This is a genomic window from Sorangium sp. So ce321 (genome assembly GCF_051530195.1).
GTDB lineage: Bacteria > Myxococcota_A > Polyangia > Polyangiales > Polyangiaceae > Sorangium.
On the sequence record NZ_CP150329.1, the window covers coordinates 2,006,645 to 2,021,074 of the forward strand.

Genomic DNA, 14,430 nt, shown 5'->3' on the forward strand with positions numbered 1-14,430 from the left:
TCATCGAACCGCCACCGACCCGCCGCAGAAACGTTCCCGATACGCCATGTCCTCGCTAGAATCGCGCGCCCCACGTGTCCCGTCCCAATGCGTCGAATGAACCCCAGGCGGCCGAGGCGGACGCCTCCAGCCGCTCCTCTCGCGGTCTGAGCCGCGATCTGGGCGCCGAGCGCGCCGCGGCGCGCGCGCGGCTGCGCGCCGTCGCCCGCGCCCGGCGCCGCTACGGTCGCCTGCTCCTCGCGCTCCCCCTGCTCCTCGTCGTGATCGTGGACGTCCGCATCCGCGGGGATCGCCTGCTCGACCTGAGCGGCAAGCACGCGGCGAGCTACCTCGGCGCGATGGCCGAGAGCGCCGCGCTCTGGGGGCTCCTGCTCTTCGCGGCCTCGGCGCGGCGGGGGGCGGCCCGCTGGGTCGCGGCGCTGCTCTTCGTGCTGCTCGCGACGCTGTCGCTCGGCGGCCAGCTCTACTTCCACCGCCAGTACGCGACGTACCTCAACCTCGACGCCACGCTCTTCGGGACCTCGCTCTCGGCGAGCCTCTTCGGCCAGCTCCGGGCCGACGGGGAGAACTTCCTCCGCTCGGTCCTCCCGCCGCTCCTGCTGGCCACCGCGCTCGTCTGGCTCGGCCGGCGGGTCGTGCGGCCCGGCCGCACGGCGTGGGCCCGCGCCGCGCGCCTCGCCGCGCCCGCGGGCGTGGTGGCCGCGTTCGTGCTGCCGTGCTCTTACCGCGCGGTGCAGGCCTCCACGCCCGACGTCATCTACTTCCACGCGATCGGAGGCCTCATCAAGGAGCTCGTCGGCGTCCAGACCACGGCGCAGGTGCGCCCGGGGCTCCGCACGCCGCCCGCGCTGCCGCCGGTGGCCCCGGCGCCCGGCCCGCGGCGCAACGTGCTCTTCATCCTGACAGAGAGCGTGCGCGCCGACGCCACGTGCTCGGCGCGCGCGCGCGCCGACGTGGACGGCGCCGACGGCGCGCCCGGCGCGTGCCCGGGCACGCCGCGCATCGACGCGGCGGCGCCCGATCGGCTGCCGCTCACGCAGATGCGCTCCAACGCCTCGACCACGGCGATCGGGCTCTCGGTGCTCTGGTCCGGCCTCCAGCCGATCGCGACGCGCGAGGAGCTCCACACGGCGCCGCTCGTCTTCGATTACGCGGACGCGGCCGGCTTCGACAGCGCCTACTGGACGAGCCACCACATGATGTTCGCGAACTCGCGCCTCTACGTGCAGGACCTGCCGGTCTCGCACCAGTGCGGCGCGACCGAGCTCGATCCGCTCGCCGACATCGATCTCGGGGCCGACGACCGGCTGCTGTCCGCGCACGTGCGGTCCGAGCTGCCCTCGCTGCGCGAGCCGTTCCTCGCGGTCGCCCACTTCGGGAACACCCACGTCCCGTACCTGGTCGACCCGGCGGAGGCGCCGTTCCAGCCCGCCCTCGAGAGCAAGGCGCCGGACGACAACGACGCCTACCACAACTACTACAGGAACGCGGTCTACCGGCAGGACGCGGCGATCGCGGAGCTCATCCGCTTCGTCCGGAGCTCTCCGGTCGGCGAGCGCACGGTGATCGTCTTCACGTCGGACCACGGCGAGGCGTTCCGGGAGCACGGCCAGCTCGGCCACACGGGCTCGATCCTCGAGGAGGAGATCCGGGTGCCCGGCTGGGTCGACGCGCCGCCGGGCACGCTGACGGCCGAGGAGGAGGGCGCGCTGCGCGCGGCCCGGGACGAGCCCGTCTTCCACACCGACGTGGCGCCGACGCTGCTCGACCTGATGGGCCTGTGGGACGAGCCGGCGCTCGCGGGCTACAGGGCGGCGATGGTCGGGCACAGCCTGCTCCGGCCGTCGCCGGGGCCGGCGGCGCTGGCGCTCACGAACTGCACCGGGATCTGGGGCTGCGCGTTCAAGAACTGGGGGATGATGCGCGGCAACATGAAGCTCGAATCCCGCGCCTGGGACACCGCCTGGCGCTGCTACGACGTGCTCGCCGACCCCCGCGAGCAGCGCGACCTCGGGCCCGCCGCCTGCGGCGACCTGCCCCGGCTCGCGGACGCGATCTACGGCGGCCCCGCCGGCAGCGTCGATGTCCCGGTCCACCTCCGCGACCTCGCGGCCAGGCCCCGCCGCGACTGAGCCGGATGACCCCGGACATCGACCGAGACGGCGGCGCGCTCGGCGAGCCGCCCGCGCCCGCGGCTGACGTGCACGCGCCGGCGCCTGCCGCTGGCGCACCGGCGCCTGCCGCTGGCGAGCCCGCGCCCCTCGCCGGCCGCCCGCGCGCCGCGCGCCGGGCTGGTCTTCGTCGCCGTCGCCGCCTCGCCGGCCTCGCGCTCCTCGCCTCGCCGGCGCTCTGGTTCCTCGTCGCCGACGTGCTGCGGCGGGGCCGCCACATGACCACCTTCGACCGGCTGCACGCGGCGGGGTACGCCGCGACAGTGGCCGTGTCGCTCGGGTTCTGGGGCGTCCTGCTCTATGTCGCCTCGGGCCGCCGCGGCGCCCTGCGCGGCGTGACCGGCGGGCTCTTCGTCGCGCTCTTCACGCTCGCTTGCGGCGTGCAGGGGGGCTTTCACGCCCTCTACAACATCTACTGTTCCATCGACTCCCAGATCCACTCCCAGTCGATCCCGTGGTCGATCGTGGGCACGCTCCCGCTCGGGAACCCCCGCGTGATCGCCCACTTCGCCGTCGCGCTCGGGCTCGCCCTCGGGGCGCTACGGCTCGCCCGCCGCCTCGTGCGCCCCCGGCGGCTCCGGCGGCGCGTCGCGGCGGCGGTCGTGCCCCTCGCGCTGGCCGGCGTGACGATGATCCCGGTGAGCTACCGGGTGATCCAGTCGTCGTCGGCCGACATGATCTACTTCCACGGCGTCACCGCCGTGGTGAAGGAGCACCTCGGCATCACGGACGAGTCGCCGGATCTGCGGGTGCAGCGCCGCGACCCGGAGCGCGTTCCCCCGCTCGCCGCGCGGCCCGCCCGGCCGCGGAACGTGGTGCTCATCCTGCAGGAGAGCCAGCGCGCGGACGTGACGTGCGTCGAGCATGACCCGGCCTGCCAGCAGGCGACGCCGTTCTCCAACGCCGCCGCGCCTCGCCGCATGCCGCTCCTGCAGATGCGGGCCCACGACTCGACGACGGCCATCTCGATCTCGAACATCTGGTCCGGCGTGTCGCCGACAGAGGGCATGGACGTGCTCGGCTCCGCCCCGCTGCTCTGGCATTACGCCCGCGCGGCCGGGTGGGACACGGCGTACTGGACGAGCCAGAACCTCATGTTCGGGAACGCCCGGCTCTACGTGCAGGACATCCCGGTCTCGCACCGCGTCGTCGCGACCCAGCTCGATCCGGGCGCCGACCTCGATTACGGCGCTCACGACCGGCTGCTCACGGACCGCGTGATCGAGGAGTGGGACGAGCTCGTCGAGCCGTTCTTCGCGGTCATCCACTACTCGAACATCCATTTTCCGTACGTGAGCGATCCGCGGCATTCGCCGTTCCAGCCCAGCGAGCTGAGCAAGTCGCCCGACAAGAACGAGCACTTTTTCAACTACTACAAGAACGTCGTTTACCTGTCGGACATGGCGGTTGGCCGGCTCATCGAGCACATCCGCGGGACGCCGAGCGGCGAGCGCACGGTGCTCGTGTACACGTCGGATCATGGTGAGTCGTTCCGGGAGCACTGGCAGCTCGGCCACACGAGCTCGCTCTGGGACGAGGAGATCCTGGTCCCGGCGTGGATCGACGCGCCGGAGGGGACGCTCGCCCCGGAGGAGCGGGCGAGCATCGCCGGCGCGAAGGACGCGTTCGTGTGGCACCTCGACCTCGCGCCGACGTTCCTCGATCTGATGGGGCTGTGGGACGAGCCGCGGCTCGCGCCGTTCCGCGCCCGGATGCTCGGGCACCCGCTGACGCGGCCGGAGCGCACTGTCGCGCCGGTGCCGCTCACGAACTGCACGTGGGTATGGGGCTGCTCCTTCCGCAACTGGGGGATGATGCAGGGGCCGCTGAAGATCGAGGCGCGCGAGTGGGACGGCGAGTTCCACTGCTTCAACGTGCTGGACGACCCGCTCGAGCTGACCAACCTGGGAGAGCAGGCGTGCGCGCCGCTGCCCGACCTCGGGCGGGCGCTCTTTCACGAGATGCCGAACGTGACGCCGCCCGGGAGGAAGCCGGTCGACTGGGGCGGCTGAGCCTGTCGGGTCGACCCCGGATCGAGTACCATCCCGCCCCGCCGTGACGCTCCGCTCCCCCGGTCTCTCCGCGCTGATCGCCGTGCTCGCCGTCGCCGGATGCAACGCGATCTCGGGCGTCGACGGCCTCACGTTCGACGGCGGAGGCGCGTCCGGCGGCGGCGACGCGTCCGGCGGTGGCGACGCGTCCGGCGGTGGCGACGCGTCCGGTGGCGGCGACGCGTCCGGTGGCGGCGGGGGTGCGGCGTGCGAGGGGGAGTCCTGCCCAGCGCCGACGGGGATCGTCCTCGGGGAGCAGACCTTCACCGAGCTGCGCGGCGATGTGGCGGAGGGCGCCGTGTTCATGGACGGGTGCCCGGAGGGACAGGTCATCGTTGGTTATCAGGGGCAGACCGACGACGATGCGGCGCCCATCCATGGCCAGATCCAGGCGCAGTGTGGTTATTTGAACCTCACCGGAGCTGACCCGTACACGATCACCACGACACCCGGCGACCTCACCCCGAACCGGGGGTCCTATGGCTCGCTGCCCTGGACGATGATATGCCCGGAGAACCAGGTGGTGGTGGGCTTCAGCGGCCAGGTAGGCGATTTCCTGGACCGTCTCGTCATCGATTGCGCGCCCCTCCTCGTGGAGGGGGAGCCTCCCGCGCTCCGTGTAGAGATCGGACCCGTCTCCTCGCCCGAGGGCGCGGGCGGCCCCGGCGGCGAGCCCTTCCCGGACACCCGCTGCGGTGAGGGCGAGGTAGCGAACCTGGTTCACGTCATGGAGCAGGAGGCCATCAAAGCCTTCGGCCTCGGCTGCAAGACGGTCTCGCTCACGTACTGACCCGCTCCCGGAGGGAGGCGGGCGAGACACCTTGTCGCCGGGAGTCGCCAGGATGACACCGCGCATCCCGGAGCGGGGCGGAGCTAGAGCACCGCGCTGGTCAGGGCCGGCGCGAGGCCGTACAGGAGGTTACCTCCCCGGTAGTCCTGGTACGACTGGCGATACCCCCCGGTCTCGCTCGGACGGCATTGAGGATAATGCATCACGGAGTCGACGTCGTACTCCGTGATCGCGCGAAATTCGACCGCGTCCTCCTCGGTGCATTGCGGGTCGAGCACGATGTGCTCGTGCCTGAACCCGAGCGTGTGCCCCAGCTCATGGCGGAGGATCCCCTCGAAGTCGCGACCGCCCAACGTCACAGTGAAGGCCGAGTCGGCGATGAGCAGCTCTCGCGTGCTCCGAGAATAGCTCGGAAAGAAGGACGTCGCGTGGGTCGTCGATCCGGGCGGCATGGGACGCACATTGAAGGTGACAGCGGAAGACGCATCGCAGGGCGAGACATCGACGCGTCGATACCGCACACCCAGGACATCGCTCCAGGACCGGGCCGCCCTCTCGAGCCCATCGATCACCGTATCGAGGTCGGCTCCGAAGCTCGAGCTCACGCAGTACGTCATGTCAAAACGGCCGGACAGCGGCTGGAGATCGTCGGCCCCGGAGAACGTGTTCACCAGGAGGTGATCACGCGAGACCGCGAGGCCTTCCTGGGCGGCGACGCGATCCTCGTGAGCGGAGAGGGCCGCCTGGTAGAACTCGCGCAACCCTCGCTCCGAATAGATCGCAATGTCGCCGTCCACGATGAATCTCCCCTCGGCGTCCTGGTAGACCCGAGCGCGAAACTCCTCGAAGGTCGGGAATGAGCTCGACTCTGGCGAAGGCTCCGGCGCCCCCGCGACAGAGCAGCCCGCCATGAGGGTGGCGAGCGAAATGCTCGCCAGAGATCTCGCAAAGAGAAGAGGTAGCTTCAAAGGAAAAGTTCAGCACCGACCATCGCAAAGCAAGAGAACCATCGGCTCAGCCTCGTCGCCGCTCGTTCGTGACGAGAGCGGGCGCCGCATTCACGAAGGAAACGCATCCCGCGGCGCGTCGGGCGCCGACCGTCGCACGCCGGGAACAGCGACGGTCAACGGGCGCGGCGGGGTCCTGTGGCGAGCGTCAGTCCCGGTACCAGAAGATATCCGTGCGGGTATCGCCGTCGAAGTCGCCGCTCACCGGCTCGAACGTGCCGTAGACCGAGGAGTTCCGGCCCGGCGCGAACTTCACCGTCTGCGTCGCCCCGGGCCAGATGTAATCGGTCGTGGCGTTGACGGCATCCCAGAAGATGTCGGCATGGCCGTCGCCGTTGAAGTCGCCGGCGACAGGCAGGTACGAGCCGGTGACGTTCTCGGGCGAGGACGTCTTCGTGAACGACGTGGATCCGCCGCCGAGCGAGTACCAGATCCTGTCCGCGCTGCTCCCGGCCACGTACCAGAAGATGTCGTCCCCCAGGACGCCGTCGAAGTCGCCGACGATCGGAACGAACGGTCCGCCCGCATCCACGCTGTAGTTGGCGAGCTGCGTGAAGGTCGTCCCGCCCGTCGAGTACCACCGGTTCACGAAGCCGCCCGACTCGTCGTACCAGAAGATATCGTCGCCCTGGGCTCCGTCGAAGTCGCCGACGATCGGCAGGTACGTCCCGCTAACCGTGGTCGACGTCTGCGTGAAGGTCCTCGACGCTCCAGCGGACAGGATGTAGTCGGTGCCGCTCCCCGCCTTGTAAAGGAAGATGTCGCTCTTGCCGTTGCCGTCGAAGTCGCCCGCGAAGGCCACGAATCCCGTCGAGGGGAAGTAGCTCGACCGGAAATCCTCGTCGAACTTGCGGTCGCTCCGGCCCCACCAGAACCGCGCGTCGGTGTCGCCGGGGTAGTACCAGAGGATGTCGTCGCGGCCGTCGTTGTCGAAATCGCCGCTGATCGGCTTGTAGGCAGTGCCGTAGACAGACTGCGGCGCGGCGGCGAAGCTGAAGGCGACGTCATCCTCGATACGGTTGGCGAACCAGACGAAATCGTCGCTGGACGCGCCGAGGTCCTTCCGGAGCGACTTGTCTCCTTCGGCGCCGAGGCTGCCGGGGGGGAACGTGCCATCGGCGCGCTTGAAATCATCGTGGTCGAACGTGTTGTCGAAATCGAGGTACTTCGCGACCTTGGCCAGCGCCGAGTCGGGCAGGAACGCCGGCGCGCGCAGATCCACGTCCCAGTGCGAGTAGTAGGTCATCACGTTCACGCCGTACTTGAAGGCGTCAGGCGGGTCGTGCACGACGGAAGGATCCGCGAAGGCGAGCCCGGAGAGCTCGGGTGAGCCGGCCGTGTACTGCAAGCTGCCGATCGTGCAGGTGAGCGGGCCCGTGTGCGCAGGCGATGTGGCGCAAGCCGCCGCCACGTCGATGCGCTTGAGGTTGCTGCTGCTGCAGCCATACGTGTTGAAGTCGGCCTTGCTCGTGAAGAACCGGGGCGGATTCGTGTTGCAGAAGAGCAGATCCCACTCGTCGCCGTAGGTCCAGCCAAGGCCGGTCTCGGGGTTGATCATCTCGGCGGGGTCGAGGGACACCCACGGGTGCCGGAGCCCGAAGAAGTGGCCGAGCTCGTGGGCCAGGAGCGTCGCCGGGACGAGGGTGTTCGGCGGATCGTCCTCGATCGAGGCGAGATTTCCGACCACGAGCGAGCGACCGTGCTCGGGGAACTGGGAGACGCTGCCGCCCGACTCCTTGACGTAGACGTGGACGACGTTCTTGTCTCCGTAGTTCGCCGCCGCGGCGGCCAACCACCGCGAGATCGACTTCGATTCGGTGTTTGCGTACGCGTTGCTGGGGATGCTCGGGAACGCCTTCTGCAGATCCGCCCGGACCTCCGACCATTGCTTGTTGACGCTGCCCTCGTTCAGCCGCACGGTCGGCATGTGGAGGATCTCGTTCGATTTGATCCAGAACTTCACGCCGGCAGCATTGTAGACATCATTCGCCCGGTAGACGGCTGCCTGGATCACTTCCCACGGATCGTTCGCGGTGCAGGAAGGACCGGACGAGCAATCCATCATGTGGATGAACCGGAGCGGGATCACCCGGGTGATCGTGGCGGCTTGAGAGGCGGATCCGATGTCCGCGGCGCCGGCGGCGCCCTCGGGATCCGGCGCGCTCGTGTCGCCGCACGCTCCCAGAAGCAGCGCCGTGACGGAGGCCATCGAAGTCATCGCTAGGCTATGTCGCAACATCGAGAGATTCTCCTGGTCTCGCATGGCGCCGCTCCACGGCGCCCGCGTGTACGAGCCCGGCGCGTCGTCGTCGCGTTGTTCGACGGTCCCGCAGAGCTCGCCGAGGAGAGAGCAACCCAGGTGCCAGCGGTCATGATCGCGGCTGACCTCCTGTTCGGCCGGATTCCGCGGCTCGGCGGCGCGAGCGCGCGAGAGCACCCACCCGGCATTCTTTGCCGGGCGGCACGTCTTGCCGGATGTTGCTGCCGCTATCGCCGCGCCGCCGAGCAGCCCGGCAACAGCGAGCCGGTGGAATTGTAGTGTGGCTGGATAATGCGCACACTCGCTTCGTGGCCTGGCCGTTGAATCCACAGCGCGCCTGTGGCCGAATCGGCGGTGATGCTCGGCCCACAAGATCGGGTAAAGACCACGCATTCGCTGGCCGCGGACCAGCAGCCCGAGCCAGACACGTTTCATTTCATGGTCGTGGAGCAGACCTCGTCGCGCATCGTGGGGCTGCCCCCGGCGGGCTTTCTCCTCGTCGGCCGGAGCCCGGAGGCCGACATCCACCTCGACGATCCCGCCGCCTCGCGGCGGCACGCGAAGGTGATGCTGCAGGGCGGGGCCGTCCGCATCATGGATCTCGATAGCCGCAACGGGCTGCGCGTGAACGGCGCCCCCATCGACGGGGCGTGCGCCCTCGTCCCCGGCGACGTGGTCTCGATCGGCGAGGTGTCGCTCATCCTCCGCGGCCGCCCGAAGCCCCGGCACGCAGGCGCGCTCCTCGATGAGGAAGCGCTCCTGGACCGGCTAGCGCACGAGGTAGAGCGCGGGATCGAGTATGCCCGTCCGCTCTGCGTGGCCGTCATCGCCGAGCGCCCCATCGCCGAGCGCTCCGGGGTGCACGCCAGGGCCCGCGCCGGCTCGTCTCCCGCGCTCGCCTCCTTCCTCGACGACGCCGCCGTCGTGGCGCTGCGCGAGCGCGCGATCCGCGCCGTCGACATCGTCGGCCGGACGGCCGGCGGCGAGCTCTGCATCGTCTTCCCCGAGCTCGACGCAGACGAGGCGCGCGCCGCGGCCGTGCTCGCGCTCGAGAGCCTCGCCGCGCGCTCGCCGGGCGCGCGCGCCGGCGTCGCGGCCTACCCGGCGGACGGCTGCGACGCGGAGACGCTGCTCGCGGCCGCCCGCGACACCTGCCGCGCGACCGAGCCCGGCGCCGTCGCCGGCGGCGCCGACCGGGTGCGGTCGCTCGCGCTCGGGGACCGGGTCGTCGTGCTCGCCGATCCGGCCATGATGAAGCTCTTTTCGCTGATCGAGCGGCTCGCGGACGCGCACCTGCCCGTGCTCGTCGTCGGCGAGACCGGCGCCGGCAAGGAGCACGCCGCCTTCGCGGTCCACCACGGGTCGAGCCGGCGCGCTGGTCCGTTCGTCTGCGTCAACTGCGCCGCCATCCCCGACACGCTCTTCGAGAGCGAGTTCTTCGGTCACCAGAAAGGCGCGTTCTCGGGCGCGCACGCGGCGCAGGCGGGCCTCTTCGAGCGCGCGGACGGCGGCACGCTCTTCCTCGACGAGGTCGGCGAGCTCAGCCTCTCCGCGCAGGCGAAGCTGCTCCGGGTGCTCGAGGACGGCCGCTTCGCCCGGCTCGGGGAGGCCAGGGAGCGCGAGGCCGACGTGCGCCTCGTCGCCGCGACGAACCGGGACCTCGCGGCCGAGGTGAAGGCCCGCCGCTTCCGCGAGGACCTGTTCTACCGCCTGAGCAGCGCGGTGGTCATGATCCCGCCGCTGCGCGAGCGGCCGGCCGACATCCCCGTGCTCGCGCGTCGCTTCCTGGCGTCCGCGCGCGAGCGCGCCGGCAAGGCTCCGCTCGCCATCGCTCCCGCGACGATGCTGGCGTTGTCGCGCCACGGTTGGCCGGGCAACGTGCGTGAGCTCCGGAACGCGATGGAGTACGCCGCGGCCTCGGTCCACGGCGGCGTCGTCGAGCCGTCGAGCCTGCCCCCGGCGGTCACCCGCGGCGGCGGCGTTGGCGCGGGCGTCGACGGCAGCGCTCCGGCGCCGCTTCGGGCCGACGAGTTCCGGCCGCTCGCCGACGAGATCCAGGCGCTCGAGCGGCAGCGCATGCGCGAAGCGCTCGCCGCCGCGGGCGGCGTGAGGGTGCGGGCCGCCCACCTCATCGCGATGCCCGAGCGCACGTTCCGGCTCAAGCTACGCCAGCACGGCCTGGATCCCGGTCGCCTCGACGACGGATGACAACGTTGCACGAGCCCGCTCTCCCCGGTGCTCCCCCGCGTGAGTTCGAGGAGTACCGCCTGATACGCCTGCTCGGCCGCGGCGCGATGGGCGAGGTCTTCCTCGCGCATGACACCGCCCTCGACCGCCCTGTCGCGATCAAGTTCATCGCCGGCATCGAACCCGACGCGCGCGCCCGGCAGCGCTTCTTCCTCGAGGCGCGCGCGATCGCCCGCGTCCGGCACCCGAACGTCGTGGCGATCCACCGCATCGGCGAGGTGCGCCGGCGCCCCTACCTCGTCTCGGAGTACGTCGCCGGCACGGGGCTCGACGCGCTGGACAAGCCCGTGCCGCCCCGGAGCGCGCTGGCCATCGCCTGCGGCCTCGCGCGCGGCCTCGCGGCTGCCCACCGGCAAGGCGTCCTGCACCGCGACATCAAGCCCGCGAACGCCGTCCTCGAGCACGACGGCACGGTGAAGTTGCTCGACTTCGGGCTCGCGGAGCTCACCGATCCGAGGGCTCAGCAAGACGCCGTCGCCCAGCTGCCCGCGCTGGCCGAGCCGCTCGCGCCGGACGGCGCTCCGGCGGCGACGGCGGCGCATCGCCTCGGATCGCCCGGGGCGCCGCCGAGCGCCGGCGCGACGGTCTCGCTCTCGTCGACGGGCTCAGGCCTCTCCGACCGGCAGACCTCGAGCACCCTCGACACCGACGCGCCGCGCACGTTCTCGCGGCGGCGCCGGATCGCGGGGACGCCGCTCTACATGGCGCCAGAGCTCTGGGGCGGCGCGCCCGCCTCCCCGCGATCGGACATCTATGCGCTCGGCGCGCTCCTCTACGAGCTCTGCGCGGGCGCCGCTCCGCACGAGGGCGTCGCGGCAGCGGACCTGCCCCGGGTCGCCTGCGAGGTGGACGCGCAGCCCCTCATCGAGGTCGCCCCCACGGTAGACGCGGCCCTCGCGGGCGTGATCCAGCGCTGCCTCGCGCGGCGCCCCTCGGAGCGCTTCGCGTCCGGCGACGATCTCTGCAGCGCCTTCGAGGCGCTCGTCGCGCCGAGGCGCACCTCCTCCGGCGAGCGCCCCTACCGCGGCCTGCTCGCCTTCGACGCGCAGCACAGCGCGATGTTCTACGGGCGGAGCGCGGAGGTGCGGGCGCTCCTCGATCGGCTCCGCGTGGAGTCGTTCGTGCTCGTGACCGGCGACTCGGGGGTCGGCAAATCGTCGCTCTGCCGCGCCGGGCTCCTGCCGGCCGCTGCGCTCGAGCGGCTCGACGGCAGGCCCCGCTGGGCGACGATCGAGCTGGTGCCCGGCAAGCAGCCGCTCCTGAGCCTGGCGAGCGCGTTCGCGGCCCTCCTGGACACGTCCGAGGGCGAGCTCGCTCGGGCTCTGCACCGCGACCCGGCGGAGCTCGGCAGGCGCCTGCGCGAGCGCCCTTCGGACACCGCGACGCTGGTGCTGGTGGACCAGCTCGAGGAGATCCTGACCCTCCCTGAGCCCTCCGAGGCGGCCCTCGCCGCGCTGGCCCTCGGCGGCGTCGCGATCCGCGCGTCTGGCGTGCGGCTCGTCGCCACGGCGCGGAGCGATTTCCTGACGCGGCTCACCTCGCTGCCCGAGCTCGGCGACCATGTCGCGCGCTCCCTCTTCCTCGTCCGGGCCATGAGCGAGGCCGATCTGCGCGAGGCGATCGTCGGCCCCGCCCTCGCCGCGGGGTTCCGCTTCGAGCGCGACGAGACGGTCGACGAGTTCGTTGTCGCCGCGCGGAGCGCTCCGGGGGGCCTGCCGCTCCTGCAGTTCACGCTCGCCGAGCTCTGGGAGCGGCGCGACCTCGAGCGCAAGGTCCTGCCGGCGTCGGCGCTCGAGGCCATGGGCGGCGTGACCGGGACGCTGGCCAAGCACGCCGATGGCGTCCTCGAGGCGCTCCTGCCAGCGGAGCGACGCGCGGCGCAGCGCGTGCTCATGGCGCTGGTGACGGCCGAGGGGACGCGCGCGCGGCGATCCGTCGAGGAGCTCGTGCGCCGGGGCGGAGAGGCCGAGGGCGCCGCCGTGCGCTCCGCGATCGACGCGATGGTGCGCGGGCGGCTGCTCGTGGCGCGCCAGTCAGACGACGGCCGGGCCGCGTTCGAGATCGCGCACGAGGCGCTCCTCGAACGCTGGGATACGCTCCGCGGCTGGCTGAGCCGCGACGCCGAGCTGCTCGCGCTCCGGCAGCGCCTCGAGCGCGCCGCCCTGGAGTGGCAGCGCCTCCGCGAGCACCCCGCGGCGCTCTGGGGTCGCGTGCAGCTGGCCGAGGTGCGTGAGCTCCCCGAAGGGGGGCTGGACGAGCGCGAGCGGCGCTTCCTCGCCGCCTCGCGGCGGGCCGCGCGGCGGCGGCGCTTCAGCGCGATCGCGGTCGCGACCGCCGCGATGGTGGCTGTGGCTGGCGCGTACACCAGCACCTTCTTGAAGGCGCGCGCCGACCTCGAGCGGCGCCTGGGGGATCACGTCGTCGCCGCAGAGCTCGCCGCGGGCGCGGCGAGGCGCACCGACGCCGAGGTCGACGCGCTCCGCGCTGAGGCGCTCGCGACCTATGTCTCGCAGGGGAGCGCGGCCGGCGAGGGCCTGTGGGCGCACGCGCACACGCGCGTGCTCGGGGCCGAGCAGGCTTACCAGGAGGCGAGCCGCGAGATCGAGGCCGCCCTCGCCCGCGAGGACAGCCCGGCGATGCGCGCGCGGCTCGGGGACGTGACGCTCGCGCGCCTCCTCTCCGCCGAGCGCGACAGGCGCTTCGCCGACCGCGACACCCTCATGTTCCGGCTCTCGTTCTTCGATCCCGGGGGCGCGCGGCGCGCTTCGCTCGATCTGGGCGGTCACCTCACGCTGCGTACGGCGCCGCCTGCCGCCGCGGTGCTCCGCCGTTATCAGCGCGGCGAGGATGGCAAGCTCACGCTCGACGCGCCCCGCGCGCTCGGCGAGACGCCCATCGCCGAGCTCGCGCTCGCGCAGGGCTCCTACATGCTCGAGCTCACCGCCCCGGATCGGGCCCCCGTGCGGTACCCTTTCCTCGTCGGACGCGCCGAGCGGGTCGCGATCGATCTCGAGCTGCCGCGCCCGGAGCAGGTGCTCGAAGGCTTCGTCTACGTCCCCCCGGGGCCCTTCCTCTTCGGCAGCGCCGAGCCCGACCCGACGATACGCAGCGAGCGCTACTTCGCCATGCCGATCCACCGCGCCGAGACCGGCGCGTACCTCATCGCGCGCGTGGAGGTGACGTTCGAGGACTGGATCCGGTATCTCGAGGCGCTCTCGGCCGGCGAGCGCGCTCGCCGGACGCCTCGCGGGAGGGACCATTCCGACGATCTCACGCTGGACCCCATCGCGCCCGGGAGGTGGCGCCTGACCTTCCAGGACGGCCGGGTCCGCTACTCGGCCGTGACGGGCGAGCCTTATGTCGGTCGCGGCGGGCGGAGGGGCCGATGGGAGCGCTTCCCCGTCGTGGGCATCTCCCAGGAGGATGCCGCGGCGTACGCGGCGTGGCGCGACGCCACGGGGCGAACGCCGGGCGCGCGCCTCTGTGATGAGCGCGAGTGGGAGCGCGCCGGGCGGGGCGCAGATGGCCGCCTGTTTCCGATGGGCGAGCGCCTGCCGTACGACATGGCGAACATCAGCCCCGTCGAGGGGCACGACCCCGACGGCTTCGATCCACGCGAGGTCGGCAGCTACCCCGCCTCGCGGAGCCCCTTCGGCGTGGATGACCTGTCGGGGAACGCGGCCGAGTACACGCTATCGATGATCGAGCGCGGCGCGATCGCGCAGCGCTCCGGAACGTGGTTTCAGGGAGCCGGCCACGCCCGCCTCGATCGGCGCTACGTGCTGGAGCGATCGATTCGCCACCCGCGCGTCGGTTTCCGCCTCTGCGCGACGCCGCGCCAGGGCGCGAGCGCGCTCCCCTGAGGGCGGACCGGCGGTTCACGGACCGCCGTCCTCCGCGAGCA

Annotated in this window: 8 protein-coding genes; 6 read left to right on the plus strand and 2 right to left on the minus strand. The window is 72.0% G+C overall.

Features of this window, described 5'->3' with window-relative positions; genetic code table 11:
- Positions 1 to 74 precede the first annotated feature (74 nt).
- Genes WME89_RS07760 through WME89_RS07770 form a run of 3 tightly spaced genes read left to right on the plus strand, consistent with a single transcriptional unit; the run spans position 75 to position 5,012 of the window.
- Entirely contained in the window at positions 75 to 2,132 is a 2,058-nt protein-coding gene (locus WME89_RS07760; protein WP_438008591.1) for a sulfatase-like hydrolase/transferase, read from the plus strand.
- Between the two features lie 5 nt (positions 2,133 to 2,137).
- Entirely contained in the window at positions 2,138 to 4,183 is a 2,046-nt protein-coding gene (locus WME89_RS07765) for a sulfatase-like hydrolase/transferase (RefSeq protein ID WP_438008592.1), read from the plus strand.
- Between the two features lie 43 nt (positions 4,184 to 4,226).
- Positions 4,227 to 5,012: a hypothetical protein gene (locus tag WME89_RS07770; protein WP_438008593.1), complete on the plus strand. Its 786-nt coding sequence runs from the start codon at positions 4,227 to 4,229 to the stop codon at positions 5,010 to 5,012.
- Between the two features lie 83 nt (positions 5,013 to 5,095).
- Here WME89_RS07770 and WME89_RS07775 read toward each other — a convergent pair whose 3' ends face one another.
- Both WME89_RS07775 and WME89_RS07780 read right to left on the minus strand, forming a co-directional pair.
- Positions 5,096 to 5,809, minus strand: a complete 714-nt coding sequence (locus WME89_RS07775) for a hypothetical protein (protein ID WP_438008594.1) — start codon at positions 5,807 to 5,809, stop codon at positions 5,096 to 5,098.
- Between the two features lie 358 nt (positions 5,810 to 6,167).
- Complete coding sequence (locus WME89_RS07780) at positions 6,168 to 8,228, minus strand: FG-GAP-like repeat-containing protein (protein ID WP_438008595.1); 2,061 nt, start codon at positions 8,226 to 8,228, stop codon at positions 6,168 to 6,170.
- Positions 8,229 to 8,390: 162 nt separating this feature from the next.
- Here WME89_RS07780 and WME89_RS07785 point away from each other — a divergent pair, with 162 nt between their 5' ends.
- The 3 genes from WME89_RS07785 (at position 8,391) to WME89_RS07795 (ending at position 14,389) form a co-directional block, all read left to right on the plus strand.
- A complete protein-coding gene (locus WME89_RS07785) occupies positions 8,391 to 8,558 on the plus strand; it encodes a hypothetical protein (RefSeq protein WP_438008596.1) in 168 nt (55 codons plus the stop codon).
- Positions 8,559 to 8,636: 78 nt separating this feature from the next.
- The gene (locus WME89_RS07790) at positions 8,637 to 10,487 is read left to right on the plus strand and encodes a sigma 54-interacting transcriptional regulator (protein ID WP_438008597.1); all 1,851 of its coding nucleotides are present in this window, start codon (positions 8,637 to 8,639) and stop codon (positions 10,485 to 10,487) included.
- Positions 10,488 to 10,492: 5 nt separating this feature from the next.
- The gene (locus WME89_RS07795; protein WP_438008598.1) at positions 10,493 to 14,389 is read left to right on the plus strand and encodes an nSTAND1 domain-containing NTPase; all 3,897 of its coding nucleotides are present in this window, start codon (positions 10,493 to 10,495) and stop codon (positions 14,387 to 14,389) included.
- The last annotated feature ends 41 nt before the right edge of the window (positions 14,390 to 14,430 follow it).